Source organism: Chryseobacterium sp. Marseille-Q3244 (assembly GCF_940807095.1).
In the GTDB taxonomy this organism is placed as follows: domain Bacteria; phylum Bacteroidota; class Bacteroidia; order Flavobacteriales; family Weeksellaceae; genus Chryseobacterium.
In genome coordinates this window covers 115833-139944 of sequence record NZ_CALNWX010000006.1, presented here as the reverse complement: position 1 = coordinate 139944, position 24112 = coordinate 115833, and the positions used below count along the sequence as shown (strand labels likewise).

Annotated in this window: 17 protein-coding genes; 8 read left to right on the top strand and 9 right to left on the bottom strand. The window is 35.3% G+C overall.

From position 1 onward, the window contains the following. Position 1 precedes the first annotated feature (1 nt). On the bottom strand, positions 2–2962 hold the full coding sequence (locus NBX25_RS12695) for a SusC/RagA family TonB-linked outer membrane protein (protein WP_250253873.1): 2961 nt from the start codon (positions 2960–2962) through the stop codon (positions 2–4). A gap of 622 nt (positions 2963–3584) precedes the next feature. Between NBX25_RS12695 and rnhB the strand changes: the two genes are divergently transcribed. Then, positions 3585–4169 carry a ribonuclease HII gene (gene rnhB / locus NBX25_RS12690; protein WP_123910059.1) on the top strand — a complete coding sequence of 195 codons (585 nt, stop codon included), beginning with the start codon at positions 3585–3587 and terminating at the stop codon, positions 4167–4169. A 79-nt stretch (positions 4170–4248) separates the two neighbouring features. On the opposite strand, the gene yidC is transcribed toward rnhB, so the two are convergent. The 4 genes from yidC to NBX25_RS12670 all read right to left on the bottom strand — a co-directional run bounded on the left by yidC (position 4249) and on the right by NBX25_RS12670 (position 10484). Then, entirely contained in the window at positions 4249–6042 is a 1794-nt protein-coding gene (gene yidC, locus NBX25_RS12685) for a membrane protein insertase YidC (protein ID WP_123910058.1), read from the bottom strand. A 255-nt stretch (positions 6043–6297) separates the two neighbouring features. Then, the gene (gene pyrG / locus NBX25_RS12680) at positions 6298–7908 is read right to left on the bottom strand and encodes a CTP synthase (protein ID WP_123910057.1); all 1611 of its coding nucleotides are present in this window, start codon (positions 7906–7908) and stop codon (positions 6298–6300) included. 190 nt (positions 7909–8098) lie between these two features. Beyond that, positions 8099–9751 (bottom strand): right-handed parallel beta-helix repeat-containing protein, encoded by a 1653-nt coding sequence (locus NBX25_RS12675; protein WP_250253872.1) that lies wholly within the window; start codon positions 9749–9751, stop codon positions 8099–8101. A gap of 163 nt (positions 9752–9914) precedes the next feature. Continuing rightward, entirely contained in the window at positions 9915–10484 is a 570-nt protein-coding gene (locus tag NBX25_RS12670) for a YceI family protein (protein ID WP_250253871.1), read from the bottom strand. A 141-nt stretch (positions 10485–10625) separates the two neighbouring features. On the opposite strand from NBX25_RS12670, the gene radA reads away from it, so the two are divergent. From radA to NBX25_RS12645, 5 genes are all read left to right on the top strand, one after another. Continuing rightward, complete coding sequence (gene radA / locus NBX25_RS12665; RefSeq protein ID WP_123857706.1) at positions 10626–11975, top strand: DNA repair protein RadA; 1350 nt, start codon at positions 10626–10628, stop codon at positions 11973–11975. A 12-nt stretch (positions 11976–11987) separates the two neighbouring features. Then, entirely contained in the window at positions 11988–13094 is a 1107-nt protein-coding gene (locus NBX25_RS12660) for an AraC family transcriptional regulator (RefSeq protein ID WP_123910054.1), read from the top strand. 87 nt (positions 13095–13181) lie between these two features. Next, positions 13182–13850, top strand: coding sequence for a class I SAM-dependent methyltransferase (locus NBX25_RS12655; protein WP_250253870.1), 669 nt, complete (start codon positions 13182–13184; stop codon positions 13848–13850). Further along, positions 13847–14554 (top strand): VanW family protein, encoded by a 708-nt coding sequence (locus NBX25_RS12650; protein ID WP_250253869.1) that lies wholly within the window; start codon positions 13847–13849, stop codon positions 14552–14554. The genes NBX25_RS12655 and NBX25_RS12650 overlap by 4 nt, the downstream gene beginning before the upstream one ends. Further along, positions 14551–15144 carry an acyl carrier protein phosphodiesterase gene (locus NBX25_RS12645; protein ID WP_250253868.1) on the top strand — a complete coding sequence of 198 codons (594 nt, stop codon included), beginning with the start codon at positions 14551–14553 and terminating at the stop codon, positions 15142–15144. Before NBX25_RS12650 ends, NBX25_RS12645 begins: the two co-directional genes overlap by 4 nt. Here NBX25_RS12645 and NBX25_RS12640 read toward each other — a convergent pair. Both NBX25_RS12640 and NBX25_RS12635 read right to left on the bottom strand, forming a co-directional pair. After that, positions 15141–15662, bottom strand: coding sequence for a DUF6702 family protein (locus tag NBX25_RS12640; RefSeq protein ID WP_250253867.1), 522 nt, complete (start codon positions 15660–15662; stop codon positions 15141–15143). The genes NBX25_RS12645 and NBX25_RS12640 overlap by 4 nt on opposite strands. Positions 15663–15746: 84 nt before the next feature. Then, complete coding sequence (locus NBX25_RS12635) at positions 15747–18980, bottom strand: S8/S53 family peptidase (RefSeq protein ID WP_250253866.1); 3234 nt, start codon at positions 18978–18980, stop codon at positions 15747–15749. 150 nt (positions 18981–19130) lie between these two features. Here NBX25_RS12635 and NBX25_RS12630 point away from each other — a divergent pair, with 150 nt between their 5' ends. Together NBX25_RS12630 and NBX25_RS12625 are read left to right on the top strand one after the other, a co-directional pair. Beyond that, entirely contained in the window at positions 19131–19709 is a 579-nt protein-coding gene (locus NBX25_RS12630) for a HupE/UreJ family protein (protein WP_123910048.1), read from the top strand. 67 nt (positions 19710–19776) lie between these two features. Then, complete coding sequence (locus tag NBX25_RS12625) at positions 19777–22161, top strand: M1 family metallopeptidase (protein WP_250253865.1); 2385 nt, start codon at positions 19777–19779, stop codon at positions 22159–22161. A 112-nt stretch (positions 22162–22273) separates the two neighbouring features. Here NBX25_RS12625 and NBX25_RS12620 read toward each other — a convergent pair whose 3' ends face one another. Together NBX25_RS12620 and NBX25_RS12615 are read right to left on the bottom strand one after the other, a co-directional pair. After that, a complete protein-coding gene (locus NBX25_RS12620) occupies positions 22274–22972 on the bottom strand; it encodes a LytR/AlgR family response regulator transcription factor (protein WP_123910046.1) in 699 nt (232 codons plus the stop codon). Beyond that, a complete protein-coding gene (locus NBX25_RS12615; RefSeq protein ID WP_250253864.1) occupies positions 22972–24000 on the bottom strand; it encodes a sensor histidine kinase in 1029 nt (342 codons plus the stop codon). The genes NBX25_RS12620 and NBX25_RS12615 overlap by 1 nt, the downstream gene beginning before the upstream one ends. Positions 24001–24112 lie beyond the last annotated feature (112 nt).

The window sequence follows — 24112 nt, the reverse complement described above, 5'->3', positions numbered from 1 at the left end:
TCTAGAATTTTAAAGTTACATCAATACCAATATCACGAGTTGTAGGCAGAGATCCAATCGACTGGCCTTTAGCTGCTAAACCATTGCCTGTTCCTGTTTCAGGATCCGCATAAGGTAAGTTTTTGTGAATAATCCAAAGATTTCTACCTACAATAGAAACTTTAGCATCTCTGATACCTGTATTGGCTAAAATTGACTTTGGTAAACTATATCCGATACTTGCTTCTCTTAACTTTACATAAGAAGCATCATATATAAATCTTTTATTTGGCATCACACCATATCCGTCTATACTTCCAGCTCCATTTGGATCTCCTGCAACTGTAGTATTCTGAGCTCCATTTGGATTTACTCCCGGATTTACAACTCCACTTTCTCTGTAATCAGCAGTTTCTACATAAAGTCCGGTTGCCAATCCATACCCCATATCTGGAGAGAATACATCTCCTCCTTGCTTCACATCAATAAGGAAACTAAGTGAAAAATCTTTATAACGGAAACTGTTTCTGATCCCTCCAACCCAATCCGGAGTGACATTCCCTATAACTTGGTTATTGTTTCTAAGATAATTTCCTGATGTAGGGTCTACAATCTTATTTCCGTTGGCATCATATTGATAATCTGATCCTACTAAGGCTCCGAAAGCCTCCCCTACACGTGCATTAAGAGATACGTTGTTCTGATATCTTGCTAATAAATAGTTTTGAGAATTCCCATTCAGTTCAATTACCTTATTTTCATTCTTAGACCAGTTCACATTAATATCCCAAGTAAAATTATCGGTTTTAAACGGTGTACCATTTAACTGTACTTCAACTCCTTTATTATCAATCTGTCCTGCATTCACCAAAAATGTTCTATATCCTGTAGCTGGTGAAACTGGTAGATTAATAATCTGATCAAATGTTTTTGTCTTGTAAATCGCAACATCAAATCCTAATCTGTTTTTGAAAAACTGAGCCTCCATACCAAATTCTGTTTCTTTAGATCTTTGAGGTTTCAGGTTTGGATTAGCAAGAAAGTAAGGTTGATCAAATAGCCCTTCTCCTCTCGCCTTAAATGTATTGACCAATCTATAGTTTACTGTAGAAGATCCAACCTCTGCATAGTTAGCTCTAACTTTCCAGAAACTCAACCATGACTGCTTTACAAATTCAGATAAGATAACAGCTCCAGTAACAGATGGGTATCCATAGCTATTATTTCCTTTTGGTAAGTTTGAAGATTGATCACGACGATAAGTAGCATCTACGAACAAGAAATTTTTATATCCTAAAGATGCTGTTGCATAATAACTTGAAGTAAGCCATTTTGAATAATTCTCATCGGGAGGAAGTATTGTTCTTACTGAATTGGAAATGGCAAACAATCCAGGCTTCGATAACCCTCCTTCAGTACTCATATATACATTATCAATCAAATTTCTTCTAACATTTCCTCCTGCAATACCACTCAAATTTAAATCTTCCGTAATATTAAATTTATAATTTAAGAATACATCGAAGTTTAATTCAGAGTTTTTCAAATTGGTTCTAGCATATCCTGAAGAAACATTCAATCCCGAAGCACCGAATACTTGAGGAATTGATCCATTCATTAATCTTTCTTCTACAACCATCTGTAAATCATCGTAAGATAGTTTACCTGTAATTCCGAAATTTTTAGAAATATCATACTTTAACTGAGCATAACTAAATACCCTCGTTCTGTTATCTGACTGATAGTTTTGATATCTCTGGAAATAAGGATTATTCCAGAATTGAGGAGTTGCCTCTTCTGGTGATGTTCTATTCCATGAAAAATTACTATTTCCATTATTTGCATAGGCATTTCTTAATGCTACCAAGTCTACGTTGGTCTGCCACCATTGTCTGAATCCAGAAACAATATTATCAGAATACCCTGTTTCATTACGCCCCTTTGTATCTTGCAACGTTAAAGTTGTAAAAACTGAAGCATGTAATTTATCCGTAAAGTCGTGATTAAATTTAGCTGATATTGTATTTTTTCTTAACTCTGAATTCGGCATCAAACCATTGGAAAGCATATTGGAATATGATAAGGAAAGATTTGAAGTTTTATTTCCCTTTTCAATAGTGATTGTATTAACATAAGTAACCGGTGTTTCAAAGAATGAGATAGGCCCATTTTTAGCAGCGACCCAAGGTCTTGCCTTTCCATAATTAGGTGAAGATGGGTCATATGAATCCCACTGATAAACCAATAAATTAGGATCAAATTTAGGTCCATAAGAAGCATCATCCTGGAAGTTTGCATAATGATATCCATCCTTACTTAAAGGGAAGTTCCAATCTTCTCCACCATAACCAGCTCCATATTTTGTCTGATATTTAGGAAAAGTAGATTTATCAATAAAGCCTGCTGTAATTCCTGAAGTTAAAGTAACTCCCCAGCTACCATCGTCAGTTCCTCTACCATTTTTAGTAACGATCAAAATAACCCCATCACTACCTCTTTCTCCATACAGGGCGGAAGCTGCAGCACCTTTCAAAACGTTGATAGATTCGATATCTTCCTGATTGATATCTGACAGGAAGTTACCATAATCAAATGGTGCTCCTGTTGAGAGGGATGTGTTATTAACAGGCGAACCATCAATTACAATAAGTGGAGATCCTCCTGATAAGGATTTATACCCTCTGATCAAAAGGTTAGATGATCCACCAAAGTTGTTGTTTGTATTTACCTGTAGCCCGGCTACTTTCCCGGATAGAAGAGATGCTACGTTTCCTGTATTAGTAGTTCCGCCGGTTAATTCTGCTGCTTTTACTTCTTCTGAAGCATACCCCAGCGATTTTTTTTCTCTTTTAATACCAAGAGCGGTTACTACTACGCCCTCGATTTCTTTTGTCTTAATAGTGTCCTTCGTTTGCTGTGCATTTGCTACCGCAATAGAAGAAGTCAATACTAAAACAAGAAGACCTGTTGTTAGTTTCTTCATATCAAATTAATTTTGTACCCTACAAATTTGTAAAACTTTCCTAACAACACAAAGAATTTTTTAAAAAAAATATTAATTATTCAATAATCAAGAATAAAAACAGCTAACAAACTATTAAATTAAGTTAAAAAAACTCTTTTTAACAAAAACAAAAAAAATTAATCGATATTTTTTTTTGAATACATCAATGGTATCAATTATTGATATTTTCTATATATACATTTACCTTACACCGCATTAACACTTTGGTTTACAATAATATAAATCACTTTCATTGGAATAAATTTCATATTATTAACTCACATGCAATGTTGTGCATACTTTTTTTTCACTCCCAAAAAAGACCAAAAACGTCGAGCTAACAACGAAAAACAGTCTACAATTTCGATAAAAAATATGAATAAATTAATATAACAAAAGCATAAATAAACTCCTTTCAAAAAAACAGTTTTATATTTTATAATATCCTTGATTTTTCAGGCATTCACTATAAAATTCAGCTTTTGAATTTACATTCAACAGTCAATACTACTTATCATGAATGTTTTTATAAAAACTTCCAAAATATAAAGCTAATACATTCGTTTTTTTTAATTTTACACCTTGTATATCATATAAAAACATGGAATTATTACAAAAATGGACAGACCATTACCTCGAAGCAGGGTGTGATGAAGTAGGAAGAGGTTGTTTAAGTGGGCCGGTGGTTGCAGCAGCCGTCATTTTAGATGATGATTTCAAACAGAATCTGGTTAATGATTCAAAAAAGCTGACCTTTAAAACCAGAATGGACCTGGATAGCTATATTAAAGATAATGTAAAAAATTATGCCATAGCAGAACTTCCTCCTTCATTTATTGATGAACATAATATCCTTAATGCAAGTATTCATGCCATGCATCGTGCACTAGATCAACTCACCATAACACCAGAACTTATTCTTGTAGATGGGAATAAATTCCATCCCTATAATTATATTCCCCATCAGTGTATCATTAAAGGAGATTCAAAAGTTTTATCTATTGCTGCAGCGTCTATTCTTGCGAAAAATTACAGGGATAGATTAATGATTGAACTCCATAAAGAATATCCTGAATATGGTTGGAATACCAATTTCGGATATGCTACCAAAAAGCATCAGGAAGCGCTTATCAAGCATGGACCTACAATCCATCACAGACAGTCGTTCAGACTGAAATATGATTAATAAAAATCTTTTGACAACTATACAAAACAAAAAAAGAGAAGCAGTTTGCTTCTCTTTTTCGATATATTGACTTAATCAATTATTTCTTTTTATTTTTTTCCTGAGTTTGCTGCTGCTGTTGAGCCTGCTCCATCATTTCTCTCATTTTCTTCTGGAATTTACCTTCTGTTTTCGGTTTTTCCTTGTTAGCCTGAATCTGAGCGTGAATTTTTTTCTCATCCAGAATAACATACTTAATCACTAAAATGATCAGGATATTAATCGCATTCGAAACAAAGTAATACCATGAAAGACCTGATGCTGAAGTGTTCAGGAAGAATAAGAATGTAATCGGGAAGATATACATTAATACTTTCATATTTGGCATTCCCTCCTGCTGCGGCTGTTGCATGTTTCCTGAAGTCATTACTGTATAAATCAAGATAACTACTGTACAAGCCAAAGCAAAGATACTCAAGTGGTCTCCAAGGAATGGAACTTTAAATGGTAATTTAATCAAATCATCATAAGCCGTTAAGTCTTTTGCAAACCAGAACCCTTGTCCTCTCAGATCAATAAAGTTCGGGAAGAAACGGAATAACGCATAGAAGATCGGAATCTGTACCAATGCCGGTAAACACCCTGCCATCTGATTTACTCCCGCTTTTCTATATACTTCCATCGTAGCCTGCTGCTTTTTCATCGGATCAGCATCCTTGAACTTAGCGTTTACCTCATCAATTTCCGGACGAATCACCTTCATCATAGCACTCAACTTGTGCTGTTTGTACATAATGGGTGATAAAATCAATTTTACAATGATCGTCATTGCAAAGATTACCCAACCTGCTGATAATCCCCAGCCAGCAATAATTGCGTATAACCACATAAAGAAATAACGGTTCATTGCTCCGATGAAAGACCAACCTAAAGGAAGAATTTCATCAAAGTTTTTATCGTAAGATTTCAATAATGGCAGATCCAATGGCATAAAATACCATGTAAAATCCTGGTTCAGCTCACTTCCGGTCATCTGAACAAAACCTTCATAGTTGAATTTCTTCAGATATTCTCCTTCTTCTACATTCTCCTGATTCCCTTTACTTTGAGTAAATCCGTTCTTAGCTTCGATAACAGAAGAGAAGAACTGCTGTTTTACTCCGATCCAGTTAAGGGTCTCTTTTTCCTCATCCATTGTGGTTCTTCCATCATAATCATAATCTTTATAATTATTGAAAGCATAAGAGAATTCTGAGTGAGATTGTTCCTGAGCTCTACCTTTTTCAAGGTTTCTTACATTATAATCCCAGATAAAGTCTGCTTTGTTATCAGAAGTAACTGCAGAAAGACCTTGAGTTCTTACTTTAAAGTCAAGAGTATATTTAGGAAGTAAAGTATAAATAAACTGGATTACAGCTCCATTATAGTTTGCTGTCATTGTTACAGCATTTCCATTAACAGTAGGTGAGAAAACTAAATCTTTAGTATTGATAACCTTTCCTGTTTTATCTTTAAACTGGAAACCGTAGTTTGAATTATTTTTATTGATAAGATAAAGCGGAAGGTCAGCCTGATCCGTTTTATTATTGTATGCTTTATATTCTGAAAGCTGAACTTTAGAAACCTGTCCTCCTAAGCTTGAGAATTCAATGTTCAATTCTTTGTTAGACAAATTAGCTGTCTGAATCGCATTCGGAGTTACATTTGGATTGATATTGGTGGCCTGAGTTGGTTTTACGGCATTTTTCACCTGTTCCGTTTTCTGCTGCTGAGCTTTTAACTCTTCTTCCTTCATCTGCTTGTTCTGGAAATAGAACATTGCACCGAAGAGAATCAGGCATAAAACCGCGAAACTAATCATCTGCTTCTTATCGATTCCGTTGTTTTGTTGCATTTTATTTTTGTTATAATTAAAATTTCCTATTTATTGGACCTTATAAGCATATAAAAAGCTTATCCATCTATGGTCAATTTGAGCTGACAAAAATACTGTTTTTTTATCAAAACTCTATACTATAATGCATTAGTATATAATAAACTCAGGCTGAGAAAAATCAACCTGAGTTTATCTATAGACGTTTATGGTAAAAAATTACCTTATTTGTTTTAGTTTGAGTGAATCTTGTACTCTTCCCAAACTTAAAATATCTTACTTAGAAGTTTCACAAGCTTTAATAAAAGCTCTGAATAAAGGGTGTGGTGTAGCTACCGTACTCTTGTATTCCGGGTGATATTGTACCCCAACATAGAATGGATGTCCTGGTAATTCCAACGCTTCTACCAATCCTGTTTCCGGGTTTGTTCCTGTAGCTAAGAAACCATTCTTTTCAAATTCCTGAAGATAATCACTGTTGAATTCATAACGGTGACGGTGTCTTTCAGAAATATTCTTGCTTCCATAGATATCATATAGCTTAGATCCGTTTTTCAAAGCACATTTCCAAGCTCCAAGACGCATCGTACCTCCTTTATCGATTACATTTTTCTGCTCTTCCATCAATGAAATTACAGGATCCGGAGTTGCTGTATCAAATTCTACTGAGTTTGCCTTCGTATGTCCTAAAACATTTCTTGCAAATTCAATTGTCATAATCTGCATCCCTAAACAGATTCCCAACATTGGAATTTTATTTTCTCTTGCGTATTTCGCAGTAAGAACTTTTCCTTCAATTCCTCGGTCTCCAAAACCTGGAGCTACAAGAATACCGTTCACACCTTTCAGTGTATCTTTGATATTTTCTTCTGTAATATCTCCACTGTATACCCATCTTACTTTTACTTCAGTTTCAAGGTCTGCTCCTGCATGTTTGAACGCTTCAGCAATAGAAATATAAGAATCCTGAAGGGATACGTATTTTCCTACTAATGCAATTTCAACTGTTTTCTTAGGATTCTGGAATTTTTTCACAAAGGTTTTCCAGTCTTTCAAATCAGCATCTTTATCACTTTTCAGATCCAGTTCTTTCAGGACTACATCATCAAAATTTTGTTTCTGAAGATACATAGGAACCTCATAAATAGTTTCCATGTCTTTACATTCGATAACGTTTTCTAATGGAACGTTACAGAACTGAGCCAGTTTTGCTCTCTGGTCTTTCGGAATCTTGTGTTCCGTTCTGCAAACCAATACATCAGCCATAATTCCGCTTTCCATCAACTGACGAACGGAATGCTGAGATGGTTTTGTTTTTAATTCTCCACTGGAAGCCAGATAAGGCAATAGGGTAAGGTGAATCACCATAGAATTTTTCTCTCCCAGTTCCCACTTCAACTGACGAACAGTTTCAATGTAAGGTAAAGATTCTATATCCCCAACTGTTCCTCCGATCTCGGTAATGATGATATCGTAGTTCTGTTTAGAAAGGATTTTAATTCTACGTTTAATTTCGTTAGTAATATGAGGAATTACCTGTACTGTTTTTCCAAGGAAGTCTCCTTTTCTTTCTTTTTCAATTACAGTCTGGTAGATTTTTCCTGTAGTAACGTTGTTGTTTTGGGATGTAGGAGCATCAAGGTAACGCTCGTAGTGACCTAAATCCAGATCCGTCTCCGCACCATCTTCAGTCACATAACACTCTCCGTGTTCATAAGGATTCAAAGTTCCCGGGTCGATATTGATATAAGGATCAAGTTTTTGGATCGTTACATTAAAACCGCGTGATTTTAGCAATAGTCCCAAAGAAGCAGAAACGATTCCTTTTCCCAAAGATGAAGTAACACCTCCTGTCACAAAGATGTATTTTGTATTCTTTTTACTCATTAGATTAGGTTTGTGCAAAGTTATGGGAAAAAGAAATACAAAGCAATCTTTTAGATTTTGAAAATAAGAAAACGGGCATCAAACACCCATAAAACCTAGATAAATTTTATTTTTTTCATTCGAAGCCGCCTTAATAAACTCAAATAAAAAGAGAGCATTTCTCAACGGAAACACTCTCTTTTAGTATTAATTATAAGCATGGATCCAACCACGTATCTCCCGGTGAATTCAGGATACATTTATAATTATCCCTCAGCATTCTCAATTTCGTTGATCCATTAACAAACCTGTAGTCAATATATTTCGAATTCAGGACCACATTATTTTCAATCTCATGAGTAGGCTGCCCGACTCCCCCTTCTGAGAAAATTCCCCACGTCATCATTCCGTTTCCTCTGATCTTGTTGTGTCTGATGGCAATTTCATAATTATTTCCTTCCACCAGCTTGATCCCTGCTAATCTTCCTTCATTTCCTTGGTTTTTAATACCCGGATTTTCAACAATATTAAAGGATACGTTCAAAAGATTATTATTGGATTCAATCAGAATACCATTTTCTCCGGACGTCTGAACATTGTTATGAGAAACATCCACCCCTTTGGCATGAGAAACATACAGTCCCACATTCCCGATATCACTGATGACATTATTGGAAATCACCCCACCTTCAACATGCCTGATATTAATTCCGTGCTGCTTTGCATTTCTCACTACATTTCCAGTGACCACCACATTGCTGGCAATAAGTTTATAAGGCGCTACTTTATTGGTATTGTTAATAAGGATACCGTCTCCCCCTGCCGGAATATAATCCTTTAGAGGATCAAGTGTTGCAACGAGCGCTTCATCAATTACTGTTCCTGCATTGTCTACGATATTATTTGAAATCACAATATTATGGCAGACATAATCCGGGTATTTCTCCTGATCATAATTCTGGACTTTGATTCCGATTCCTTTTGTATTGCGAACTCTGTTCCCCAATACCGTCATATTTGAAATTCCGGCATCCAGGTACATTCCGTGTTCCAGGATGGTATTTTCGATATCATTATCAGAAATCATCACAAATTTTGAATTTTCAGCAATGATCATTCCTTGTGATGAATTTTCAAAATAGTTCTGAACAACGCTTATATTTTTTCCGCCAACAGCAATTCCGGCGTTGTCTTTTTTTCCGGTCCCAATCTTCGCCCAGGCTTCTGTGAATTCATTTTCAACACGATTCTGTTTAAAGGTAAGGTTAACCATATTTCTTAAACCTGAAACTCCGGCATAGGTAAAGTTTTTAAACAGGTTTTTTTCGATGTTGATGTTCTGAGTTCCATAGCAATAAATCCCTACAGCTTTAGAACTGGACGCCTGATCATAATCATAATCCTCTTTAAACCCTTCCAGGAAAAATCCTTTTATTGATATATTCTTTTTTTCTTCACAATTAAAAATCTCGGTGTTCTTTTTATTCTGTTTTATTCTACATTGGTCAGATAATACCCTTTGATTATTCTGAAGAAAGAGTACCCCGGAAATTCCAATGTTCATTTTTCCAAAGAAGGTATCATAGCCCAGCTGCAAAATTGTATTGAGGCGGTCTGTTCTTAACTGATCTGAAAGCCCTTGAATACCCCACCATAAGACATTGACATATCCGGTCCATTGTCTTTTATAAAAGTCATTTCCTTTTTTACGGAAAACCGCACCATCTCCGTCTCCAGCAGCAGGCACTCCTACATTTGTCTTTTTATAAATAACAGGTTCAAAGGTGTAACTGTCTATCAAGTTTACCTCATCATCATTAGGGAAAGTACTTCCTTGTGCAAAAAAAGCTTCTGTGTAAATCATATTTTTGTTGTTAAATGGTTAATCAATTCTTAAAAGAATCTGGAACAAAAATATCTATCCACAGCGCCAAACTATGACGTATTTTCTCTCAGAAAAAAAATATTTTCCACAAAAAAAGGCTTCCGCTTAATCGGAAGCCTTTTATTTAGCTATTGCCTGTCAATTATCTTTTAATCAATTCAAAATAAGTATTCATCTCTACCCACTTAGCAATACCTGCTGCTGTAGGATCATAATTCACATTATAATCGAAACGGTTAATCGTAAATTTCGCACGAAGTCCCATAATCTCTTTACCCTCCTTATTTTTTGTAATTCCTCCTAAGGTTACAGGTACACTAAATTCTTTTGTAACATCTTTAATGGTAAGTTTACCCTTAAATACATAGGTTCCATCTTTCTCTTTGGAAACAGAAGTTCCGGTAAATTTAATATTTGAATACTCTCCTGCATCAAAAAAATCTTTGCTTTTAAGATGTTTGTCTCTCATCTCTACTCCTGTATTAATACCTTCAACATCAATATTGATATTAAATGCAGCATTATCAAGACTATTTCCTTTTGTGGTAAGGTCTCCGCCAAATTTATCAAACCTACCCTGAACAAAGCTGATCCCCATATGTTCAATGGTAAAATTTACTGAAGAGTGCATCTGATCTATGTCCCAAGTATTCTGTGCAAAAGAAAACGTACTTAGAAGCGCAAATACGAATGATAAAAATAGTTTTTTCATTATAATTATATTTTAAATTAATATTATTATTTCAGCAAAGCTAAGATATAAAGATATTTCTATCATTGATCTATGATAGTATTTCATATTTAAATCCATTTAAGTCTCGGAAAAAAAATGCTTTTTTTATAACTTCGCAGTATGGCAAAACTGAAAACGGCATATTTCTGTCAAAATTGCGGAACCCAATATTCCCAATGGATGGGACAATGTAAAAACTGTGGACAATGGAATACCCTGGTGGAAGAAGTGATAGAGAAGCCCAACAGCAAGTCGGTGCCCTTCTCTAAAACCAAGCAACATGTTATCAACATTATTGAGGTAGAAACCAGTGAAGAACCGAGATTAAAAACACCTTCCGAAGAACTGAACCGCGTTCTGGGAGGCGGAATTGTCTTAGGTTCCGTCACCCTGATTGGTGGAGAACCGGGAATCGGAAAATCTACCCTATTGCTTCAGCTTGCCTTAAAAATGAAGAAAAAAATCTTCTATGTTTCTGGGGAAGAAAGCGCTTCTCAGATTAAAATGAGAGCCGATAGACTAACGGACATTCAAAATCCGAATTGTTTTCTTTTTACAGAAACCTCCCTGGAAAAAATTCTTCATGAAGCAAAAAAACTGGAACCGGATTTTATGATTATTGATTCTATCCAGACGCTTCAGTCCCAACTGATCGAAAGTTCTCCCGGAACGGTTTCTCAAATCAGAGAATGCTCCAACGAGATCATTAAATACGCTAAAGAAAACAGTATTCCTGTATTTTTGGTGGGCCATATTACCAAAGACGGTCAGATTGCCGGCCCAAAGGTATTGGAACACATGGTAGATGTTGTTTTAAATTTTGATGGAGACCGAAATCACCTTTTCAGATTATTGAGAGCCAACAAAAACCGTTTTGGTTCTACTTCTGAAATCGGAATTTATGAAATGATCTCACAGGGATTGAAGGAAATTAAAAATCCTTCGGAAATCCTTATCACCAAGAAATTTGAAGAACTTTCCGGAAACTCTGTTGCCGTAACCCTGGAAGGAAACAGGCCGATGCTTTTGGAGATCCAGGCATTGGTAAGTACAGCCGTGTATGGAACTCCTCAAAGAAGCTGTACAGGATTTGATTCAAAAAGACTGAATATGCTTCTGGCAGTGCTTGAAAAAAGAGCAGGATTCCAATTAGGAGCAAAAGACGTTTTCCTTAATATCACAGGAGGAATAAAAACAGATGACCCAGCGCTGGATCTGGCAGTCATAGCTTCCGTTCTTTCATCCAATGAGGACATCGCCATTTCAGAACATTACTGTTTTGCCGGAGAAATCGGATTAAGTGGAGAAATACGTCCGATTGCCCAAGTCGAACAAAGAATTACTGAAGCTGAAAAGCTAGGTTATGAGAAGATATTCGTTTCCAATCTTAATAAAATTCCGAAAAGAAAATTTGGAATCAAGATTGAAGAGGTAAGCAAGATTGAAGATTTCCACGAAAGGCTTTTTTAAAAAATGTAAATAATGCAAATCGAAAACATCCAACAGTTTGTCTTGGTACTGCTTTATGGCGGCTTGACTTTGCTTTCATTCACAGTATTAATTAATCCTATGCAGGTTAATAAAAAGGCTAACTTTTATTTTGGAGTGTTTATATTACTCTGGTCCAGCTACTGGCTCCTCGATATTTTACATTTTTGTGGAATTGTGCCCAATTTATGGTTTATCCTTACGTTGTATGCTGCCCAAATCTTTACTCCGATTTTTCTGTTTTTCAGCGTTATCTTTTTTATCAATCCTAATTACAGGTTCCAAAAAAAAGATCTTATTTGCCTTATTACTCCGGTAATTTATTGGATATTACTTTTCAATATGGAAAATAATCCAATCATCCGAAGTACTGTAATGCTCATTGATATCGCTCATAATCTGCCCTACATTGCTCTTATTTATTTTAAAATCAGAAAACATCAGAAAAGGATTGAAACCATTTCATCCAATACAGAAAATATAGACCTCCAATGGTTGATCAGATTAAGCTTCCTTCTTTTCGTAACCATTGTTATTACTGTTGGTTATGAACTATTCAATACTTTCGTGTATAAAATGCATCAGCATTTGGTCATGGATCTGTTATTTTTATTTATTGTTTACAGTACACTCTATTATGTACTCAGACAAAAAGAGATCTATCCTGTAAATAAAAATCAACGTGAAGAACTTCTTTCTATTGAGGTGGAAAGTGAAGTAGAGGAAATATCAAGAAAAAAATTGATTTCCGATGATGAATTTGAGTCTTTAAGACAACAATTGATAATCATCATGGAAACCCAAAAACCTTATTTGGATGGAGACCTGAATCTATTAAAATTATCTGATCTTATTCAAATCAATGCGCATCAGCTTTCTTATCTTCTTAATACCGGTTTTCAGGAGAACTTCTTCTATTTTGTAAATAAGTACAGAGTAGAACATGCTAAAAAAATGCTTACAGAAGGTTCTTTTCACAAGCTTTCCATACTAGGAATTGCATTTGAGTCAGGCTTTAATTCAAAAACTGCCTTCAACACCATATTTAAAAAAATGACCGGCATGACCCCTTCCGAATTCAAGAAAGAACAATCCAGCTAATCTGGACTCATTAAAGGTTCAATAAATCGGAATAAAAATTGTAGGAGTCAATAAAATTAATAATCTTAACAGAAGATTTTTCAAATGATGAAAACAAGCATTCTGGAATATTACAGCAACCTTGCAGAATCCTATGATGAAAACAGATTCGGAAATTCTTACGGCCAATATATTGACCAGCAGGAAAGAACATTTTTAAGCTCTTTTTTCAAAGATAAAAAATATACAAAAGTTCTGGATCTAGGCTGCGGAACAGGTCGGCTATTGAATTTTGCAACTCATGGAACAGACTTCAGTGAAAATATGCTGAACATTGCCCGACAAAAGTATCCTGAAAAAGTACTGGCTGTAGGGGAAATTTCGAAAATCCCTTTTCATGAAGGATTTGACTGTATTTTTTGTCTTCATGTTATCATGCATCAGAACCTGGAAGAAACGAAGGTATTTTTAAATGAATGTTATCAGAAATTAAATAAAAACGGAACTTTGATTTTTGATTATCCTGTAAAAAGCAGAAAAAGATCTGTCTCTCCGCAGGAAGACTGGCATGCGGGCAATAGCTTTTCAATTTCAGATATTACAGAACTTTCAAAAGATCATTGGAAAATTAAAAATACAACCGGAATATTATTTTTTCCGATTCACAGATTACCGAAAGCGATAAGAAAATTCTTTCTGCCTGTTGATACTTTCCTTTGCCACACTTTCCTGAGAAATTGGGCATCATATCACATTACTGTTTTGGAAAAGAGATGAAACAGCAACTGAAAAACTGGATTCCTTATTCTTGGAAACTGCATATGAAACTTTTGCAGCGGTATTTTCATGAACAAAAAAACAATTATGTTTATTCTAAAGAATATTGTTCAGAAAATATTGGAGAATATTCTATTACTCTCCGACAAACTATCAAAACCGGAGCTTTTCATCATAATAAAATTCACAATTTAAAAGTTGTAGGTGATAAGATCAATCATTTGGTCATTCGTCCCGGAGAAGTATTTTCTTTCTGGAAAATGATTGGAAAACCCAGCAAAGAGAATAATTTTAAAGAAGGACGAAACCTCATTAACAATGCTATTTCCAGTGATTTTGGTGGTGGAATCTGCCAGTTCTCTTCTATTCTATATCATCTGGCCCTTCAATCCGGACTAAAAATACTGGAAAGATATCCACATTCTATGGATATTTATAAAGAAGAAGAGCGTTTTACTCCTTTGGGCTCAGACTGTACGGTTGTTTATGGCTATAAGGATCTCCGGATTCAGAATCTTTTTCCGTTTCCTGTACAGTTTAAATGTTTTATTCATGGGGATGAACTTCACCTCAGCTTAATTTCTTCGGAAGAGGTAGTTTTAAATAAAATTGAGTTTAAATATCTTGAAATCGAAAAAGGAGTTTGGGTAGAAACGGTAAGCAATAGTCAAACTTTGTTTAAAAATTTTTATATTCGTTTATGAATTATCTGGCCCATTCTTTTCTCACTTTCACTGATGGACAAATTGTTGGTCAGTTTTTGGAAGACTTTATCCGAAACAGGGATCGTTTTTCTTTTCCTAAGGATATTCAGGATGGAATTACTTTACATAGAGCCATTGATACCTTCACAGACTCCCACCCTGCCATTCATGAGGCTAAAAAAGTTTTTGCCCCTTTGGTAAGACTCTATGCCGGAGCATTTGTAGATGTTTCTATGGATTATTTTGTAGCCAATGATCTTTCTTTGCATTCCCTTGCGGAATGGAAGGCACATTCTTTACATGTCTACAGCGTTTTAAATGCTCATGATGAGTGGTTACCGGAAAATTTCAAAAAAATGCTGGTTAAAATGGAACAGGACGACTGGCTCTACAATTACCGTGAAGACTGGGGTATTAAATTCAGCATTCAAAATGTTTTGAACAAAGCAAAGTATCTGGATAAAGATATTCCTGTTTTTGAAGCTTTTCTAACTCATAAAGAGTTTCTTCAGGAATGTTATGATGATTTTTTTCCTGACTTACTCGCTCATGCAAAAGGAATCAACGCCCTTATTCAACTGGAAGGTTAAAACTGTTTATACAAATAGCGGTTAGGATACGTTAACTTTTCACTCTTTCTATCTCCATTCACAATGATATGCACAATATTTATCTGGTCATCGAAAAGGTTGTACAGGAAACTTACAGCTGTTTCTACTTTTTTAGGATTGACAACAGGTTCTGATTCGAGATAGACATTTACAGATTCCTGGTCTTCCTCATATCCTATATAATTTACTTTAAGAAATTTATTGTCTGTTTTCAATTTAAAATATTCCTGACAATATTTGGACAGCGCTTCATTTAGTTTTGTCTTGTATTTTTCATCATTAAAATGAAAAGTTCCACCATACTTTTTCGCAAGTCCATTTTCCAGATCATCGAGGAAAAACCGGCCTGTAACTTCAAAAGTTTTAGACTTAGAGTTATAGTTGACCTCTACGGATCCTACATGATAAGGATGTACATTCTCCTTATTTGCTTTTGTAAAGCTTAAAAAAATGGTTGTTAATGATAAAAGGAATGTAAAAAAAAATTTATGTGACATGAGTTCTTTTCTAATGACAAATATAAAAAAAGCAGCAGTTATAAAACTGCTGCTTTCTATAATGTGTATGGTAAGCAATTAAAATTATTCTTTAACTACTTTCTTAGTAATTGTAGTATCATTTAGCTTAATTGTAAACATGTATACTCCTTTTACCAATGATGAAACATCCATTCTGTTTAAGTTGGAATTCATAGATTCTGTTTTAATCAACTTTCCTGAAGCATCATAAATAGTAAGTGTACCTTTAGAATACCCTCCCAATGAGATATTTACAACATCTTTAGCTGGATTTGGAGTAATATTCACTCCTGCATTCAATTTTGTTACTTCCCCTGTACCTAAAGTAGCATTTGTTTTAACAAAATATCCACCAAAACCTGTGGTCTGGAAGCTTACTTCCCAATATTGATAAGTATTATTCCAAACAATATCTGCAACATTAGGAGTAATAGCAGTTGGTGTACCTCCAAAAGAAGCTACAGTTCCTACATTTCCAGCACTTGTTCCTGCATATTTTTCAACAACCAGGTTGAATTTATTAGCATCATCAGTAGGAGAGGTAGGAAGTTTAATACCACTTGTTAAATTATAAGCATCAAAATCAGCCTGCTTAAAGTATAATGTTACTTTTCCTGTAGCTGTAGTAGCATCCGCAGCTGGATTAATTTCATATCTTCTTGAAACATAACCAGGCTGTACATTATCAACCCATACTTTTGAAGTTACATTTCCAGTCACAGTACTTGCCGTTTCTTTTTCTACTCTTGAAATCAACTGACAAGCATTTGTAAAATAATTATAACCAGCAGCAACAGCACTAGCTTTTGTTTGGTTGGAAGTTGCTAGGTTTTTCACTTCAGCTACATTTTCGTAAACATTCGCTCTCATTTTAAGATCAAAAGTTCTTGTTGTCCAGCTTGTACCATCTGTTGATGTTTTGCTACGTCCACTTACTGCAGTAGCTTCATTTTTCATAGTCACAGTTCCGCCTAAACCATTGATAACAATATAGAAATCCTTCCCTGTTACCGCCTGAACATTTAAGCTGGATAAATCTACATAGTTCCATGTAAATCTTTGTATATTGGTATCCCATGATGCAATATTTTTTGTAGCAATAATGTCTCCAGGATCTCCGTTAGCATTTACCTTTCTTACTTGAATATCCACTGCTTGGTTGGCAGGAATTACGCCTGAACCTGTTGTGAATGAAATACTTCCCAATTTACCAGTTAGGGTTGGAGTATAACGAACTGCCAATGCCGCATTGGTAAAAGTCGTATTAGCTTCTGCATTAATAGTGATATAAGGTTCATCATAAGTAATAGTCTCAAAATTAGATTCTACACATCCTACTTCCTTAGTCACTGCTTTATAAATATCTAATCTTCCATATCCCCATCTTGTATTAGGAACATTTCCTGTTGCTGCATCTTTTCTTGCAGTGGAAGTAAGACGTGATTTAACCTGTGCAGCGGTCAATGTTGGATTTGCCTGAAGCAATAATCCTACAGCTCCGGCAACTCCCGGAGATGACATACTGGTTCCCTGATTCATCACATAATAGTTAGTATTTTCAATAATATTCGAAGCTGCTGGCGCAGAACTACTAGATCTTGCAGAGATTACAGCCTGGCCTGAACCTGTGATATCCGGTTTTTGGAAATTATCGACTCTAGGTCCTTGTGCACTAAATGAAGAGATCGTTTCCTGTGGAGTATTACTATAGCCATATCCTCCTGCCGGAGCCATCCAGCTTACTCTCCCCAAATAGGAAGCTACTGTAATAGCACTTGTTGCGTTGCCTGGAGATCCAACAATATATTCATTATCCCCATTTACCAGGGTAGTTGCTACTCCCTGACCATACAGCCAGCCATGCGTATTAATTGTCTGCGTTCCGTTATTGGTAATTTCCAGTGTATATGTTCCCTGGCAATTGGCCGTAGATCCCGCTACTCTATTTACAAGTAGCTGAACATATCTTTTATTATTATCATTCCCCCAATAATTATACATAGTAGCAGTGAAACCACCTCCTAATATACTATGAGTTGTATCGGTACTTACATTCTGTATATATTGCTGACCATCGGGAGTTGTTAATTTTGCTGTAACGGCTGTATTATCGTTAGCATACATCAGAAAACCAAATACAGATGCAGCAGAAGTATTACTTGCCACATTAAAAGTATAAGATTGTGTTCCACCTGCCTCTATATCTACTTTTCTATGGAGATTGGCACCATAATCATTACCTGCAGAAATAACGACTACTCTTCCAGGTCCTGACGATGTAAAATTATCAACAGCTACTTCATGAGAGGATGTACCATCATGAGCACTTCCCTGTCCACCAATACTCATATTTACTACGATCGGCTTGTTTAAGGCTGTTGCTACATTTTTAAAATAAGTCAATGCGTTGATTGTATTCGTTGTTGGAAAAGATCCGTTTCCTCCTTTTACAAAAACAATGTCTGCTTCCGAAGAAAATCCTTTATGTCTTTTGTTAGCAAAACCAGCTCCGTTTCCTGCAACAGTTCCTGCCACATGGGTTCCATGACCATTAATATCATTTTCACGGACAAAGTTAGTAGGACTTCCATCCAACTCATCTTCAATCTGTGCTCTGGTATATTCTACGCCAGTGGTAAATCCTGTAGGAGACGTTTCAGCTCCCTGAGGAGTTAAGGTCTGATCCCAAATTGAAACAATTCTACTTTTAGTCTGATCGTTAACTTGTCTGAAATCTGGGTGCTTCCAGTCTATCCCTGTATCAAAAATCCCCACAAGAATTCCTGTTCCGTTATAAGCTGTATTATTAAAAACACCATCCTGTAAAAGGCTTGCTCCGGACTGTGCTCTACTTACATCGTTATGAAGCTCATCAAATGTAGGCCCCATCACAGAGGTTACATAAGGAAGCTCCATCAACCTTTCAATATCTTCAAGGCTCACAAGTGCTGTTGAAAAAGTAGGCAGCTGACTCTGGATTATAAACCCATCAGATTTAAGTTTTTCAGGATTTTTGGTATAAATAATACATGAATACATTGTTTGCGCCCCCTTAGAAGTAACTACTAAATGTTTATCCAATTTCATATCTTCACGTTCCAAATCTTTTAAAACGTTTTCTCTATTCAGGCTCTCCTTATTCTTCAATAAATAGCTAAATCGGGAATCAAGTTTTTGTACCTGGCCATAAAATCCGTACGAATACAACCCCAAGAAAGCAACTGTAGCATTTCTAAGAAGCTTCGTTCCTCCATACGAAATGTTTACTTTTGTAAAAAATAGTTTTCTAATATCCATTGTCTTTTTTTTAAAATACAATTATACAATTTTTATCTAGAATAATAATAAGTAAAATTATTAATAATCAATACAAATAAAAAATAAACAAAAACACTACAATACCCTTATTTTAACACAATATTCAAAAACCAATAATCTATTATCAAAATGCAGGATTTTCTATTTTATTTAAACCTTGGATGGGAACACATTATTTCTCTTGATGCCTTAGATCATCAGCTCTTTGTCCTGGCTCTGATTGCCGTTTACTCTTTTAGTGACTGGAAAAAAATACTGATCCTTGTCACAGCATTCACTATTGGACATTCAATTACGCTAGCTCTAAGTATTCTTGATGTCTTCAGGGTTCCTTCTGATTGGGTAGAATTTTTAATCCCTCTCACCATTGTGCTGACATCTCTGGATAATATTATTATGAAAAACCAGAAGCAGACGCTAATGCGGGCTAACTACTATCTTGCTTTAATCTTTGGATTGGTTCACGGAATGGGTTTTGCCAATACGGCAAGAGTGATGATCGCCAAAAGCCAAGGCATTGCCATTCCACTATTAGGATTTAACATTGGATTGGAACTGGGGCAGATCGTTATTGTAGGTGCCATTTTGATATTCTTATTTATTCTGCTTACTATTTTTAAAGTCAATAAAAAGGACTGGATCCTTTTTGTCTCATCAGGGGTCTTTGCTTTATCTTTAAAAATGACATTAGAAAGAATTCCTTTCTAAATGTGAAATATTTTCATTATTTCAACTGCTTATTATTATCTTTGATAATTATTAAATCATTTCGGTTATGAAACTAAAAGTTATTATACTTTCACTTTCTGTATTTGCCTATACAGGTTTCACCGCACAAAATATTCAGAATAATCCAGGTAGCAACCACGGAAATAAATTTGAGCAACTGGGAAGTATTCTGCCAACACCCAACATTTATAGAACTGCCTCTGGTGCTCCAGGACACGGATACTGGCAAAATAGAGCCGATTACAATATTTCCGCTTACCTTGATGAGGATAAAAGAAATCTGAAAGGTTCGGAAACGGTTACTTATTATAATAATTCTCCTGATGAACTGGATTACATCTGGCTTCAGTTGGATGAAAATGAACATTCCAGTATAAGAAATGCAGGATATGATAACTCTTCTATTCTGCGTCCATCAACAACGGATCAACAGCTTAAGGTAACAGAACTTCCTGTAAAGGATAATGGTTATGGAGTGACCCTTGAAAAAGTAACGGATCCCTCAGGAAGTCCTTTAAAATATACCGTCAATAAAACCATGATGCGTATTGACCTTCCAAAAGCTTTGAAAAAAGGAGAAAAATTCATTTTCAAAGTAGACTGGAATTACAATATTGGAAACAGGATCAAAATGGGTGGCCGCGGAGGTTATGAAAATTTCCCGGAAGATGGCAACGACTTGTACACCATGGCACAATGGTATCCAAGAATGTGTGTATACAGTGATTTCCAGGGCTGGCAAAATCATCAGTTTACCGGAAGAGGAGAATTTGCCTTGGTTTTCGGAAATTTTAAAGTGTCTATGAATGTCCCTGCCGATCACATTGTAGGCGGAACAGGAGAATGTAAAAATTATGATCAGGTATTAACTTCTGATCAGCTTTCAAGATACAGAAAAGCAGAAAATGCTTCTGAACCTATAGAAATTGTCACCTTAGATGAAGCTAAAAAAGCGGAAAAGAATCATTCAAAGCAAAGAAAGACATGGGTCTTTGAAGCAAATGATGTAAGGGATTTTGCATGGACTTCTTCCAGAAAGTTTGTTTGGGACGGCATGCGCGTTACCATTCCTGAAAATAACAATAAGGTAATGGCTATGAGTTTCTATCCTAAAGAATCTTACGGACTTTACAGAAAATTTTCCACAAAAGCAGTAGCTCATACCATTAAAACGTATTCGGAATTCACCATTCCTTATCCATATCCTGTAGCTCAATCTGTAGAAGCAGCCAACGGAATGGAATATCCAATGATCTGTTTCAACTTCGGAAGAACGGAAAAAGATGGAACTTATTCTGAAGGAACTAAAAACGGAATGATCGGAGTAATTATCCATGAAGTAGGCCACAACTTCTTTCCTATGATTATCAATTCAGATGAAAGACAATGGGCATGGATGGATGAAGGACTGAATACTTTCACAGAATATCTTACAGAAGAAAAATGGGATAATAAGTTTCCGTCTAAAAGAGGTCCGGCATGGACGATCGTAGATTATATGAAACTTCCCAAAGATCAGCTCGAGCCTATCATGAGCAACTCTGAAAATATTGTTCAGTATGGTCCGAATGCTTACTCAAAACCTGCTACAGGATTGAATATCCTTCGTGAAACCATTATGGGACGAGAACTTTTTGATAAAGCTTTCAAAACCTACGCAAAAAGATGGGCCTTCAAACACCCTGAACCGGCAGATCTTTTCCGTACTATGGAAGATGCCAGTGGTGAAGACCTTGACTGGTTCTGGAGAGGATGGTTTTATGGAACAGATCCTGTAGATATTGCGATTGATAAAGTAACCGTAGCTACTCCTAACCTTGAAACTAATCCAAAAGTAGCTGAGGAAATAAAATACCAGGTTGATAAGCCTTTAGTGAATAGTTTTGAAGACCTGTCAAAAATCAGAAACAGAGAAGACAAGAACATTACGTTCTATGTTGATAAAGATAAAGAAGCTCAGGATTTCTACTATCGATATGACAGAGGGCAAGAAAAAGTAAGCACTAAAGAATACACTACAAAAGTAGAGGCTACTCTTCCTTTAGATGCTAAGGATAAAGAGAAGTTTAAAAATATTACAGCGTATCAGATCGATTTCCTGAACAAAGGTGGCCTGGTAATGCCAGTCATTCTTGAATTTACCTTTGAAGACGGTTCAAAATTATATGACAAATCTTCAGCACAGATCTGGAGGCTGAATGAACAAAAAGTTTCTAAGACCTATTATTTTGACAAGAAATTGAAATCAATTCAGTTAGATCCAATGAGAGAAACTGCTGATATTGACACTACCAATAACTTCTGGAGCAGCAATGCTTCCGGTGGTGAAACATCAAAATTCCAGCTCTTTAAACAAAAACAGGAAGGAGGTCCTGCAAGAGGAAGCTCCAATGGAAAAGTAAATCCTATGCAGGCAGCCGGAAAAAGCTAAATAGCATAATTATTGGCAATCATTGCTATTAAAATATAATTGAAAAGCTCACTGAATCAGTGAGCTTTTTCTTTTTACATTAGAAATGTTTATAAAGTTTAGCCTATTCTTTTTACCCCAAATATTCTTTCAGGTGTTTTTTGTAAGTTCTTCCCAATGGAAGCTGCTCTCCTCCTTTCAGATAAATTGTATTCGAATCATATGAACTGATATGAGAAGAAAGAACAATATAGGATTTATGAATCCTGATAAATCCTAAATTTTGAAAATTTTCTTCAAAATTAGACATCCGCTCCAAGATCATATATTTTTTCAAATGGGTGATTAAAATAATATATTCTCCAAATCCCTGAACCCATTTTATATCTTGAAGAAGAACTTTATTCATGATATAATTAGACTTGAACATAATGAAATCTTCCTGTTTTTTATCTTCTGCAGATTGTTTAAACTGTAAAAAATCCTTTGCTTTATAGACTGCTCTTTTAAATGTTTCAAAGTCTACAGGTTTCACCAGATAATGCACAACATCCAATTCAAATGCTTTAACGGCATATTGAGTTTCCAATGTAAGAAATATACATAATGGTTTATAGGGAAGTTTAAGTAAAAGATCAATCCCATTGATATAAGGCATATTAATATCCAGAATAACCAGATCTACTCTATTCTTCTGCAAATATTGCAGCGCCTCTTCCGGGTTCTGAAATATCTCCAGCAAATCGATATCTTCTATCCGGTCACAATAGTGCCGGATAAGTTCTAACGCGGGATATTCATCATCCACTCCTACGATAGTGAGGTTAGCCATTATAGTTTAATTTTTAAAGTAGTTTCGTATGTATTATTCATAGCCGCTTCTGATATAAAAGTAAATCTTTCAGGGTAGTATTTTTCCAGAATGCTGATGACTGCTTCATTTCCTAATCCATTATCATTAACGTTATTCACAAGATTCCGGTTCTTTGCCACAGAATTTTTAATTTCAAATGATAGTTCCTGATCCTGTATTTTATAAAATACACTGATAAAGCTATTTCCTTCAATTCCCACGGCTGAATGTTTCAGAGCATTTTCAAATAAGGTAAGGCAAACTGATGGAGGTACTTCAACGAGCTCCAATGTTTCTTCATCTTTTATTTCAAACCTGATATCCAGTAGGTTATTATACTTTAACTGGTAAAGCCCAATTAATGATTTAATCATTGAAAACTCCTGCATAAGCGTAATCTTTTCCTTATTGGTATCATAAATAACATACTGCAACAAGCGGCTTAACTGCAAGATAGACTCCGATGTTTTCTCGGATGGATTAAAGCTTTTCGAATAAATATTATTAAGGGTATTCAGTAAAAAATGAGGGTTTAATTTTGATTTTAAAAGGTCAAGATACAGTTGGTCTTTTTCTTCCCCTAAGTTTTTAAAATCCTGTTCAATCAGAAATTTATCCTTAGTAATTCCCAGAAATGAGGCTACCAATATAACAATACCCTGAGCAGTATACACATTGTAAAGGAATTTTGTGTTGGATAGTGTTTCATCAAATTTCATATTAAACACGGCAGGTTCCAGCAAAATTCTAAACAGGCTTGATACCAAAAAGCAGATAAATGCATACAGAATAAACTCCGGATACTTATTGGAAAGATAAAACCTGGGTACCAGATAAAAATAGACCAGATAGTAAATCCCAACATTGAAAATAATCACAAATAATACGGACCAAATGAGCTCCGGAACATCCAAAAAGTAGTTTTCGGTGAAAAAAGTGATGATAAAGAAGAAGAAAAAGAAGAAAATATGCTGAAACTTCAGCAAAAGCCCCCAATGATATTCCATCAGTCTCTTTAAAATCTTACCACTAAGTAAAACTCTAAAAATCAATAATATAAATACAATATTTATAATAAAAAACATCTAAAATATCCAATTTTCAATCTTCCAAATATAA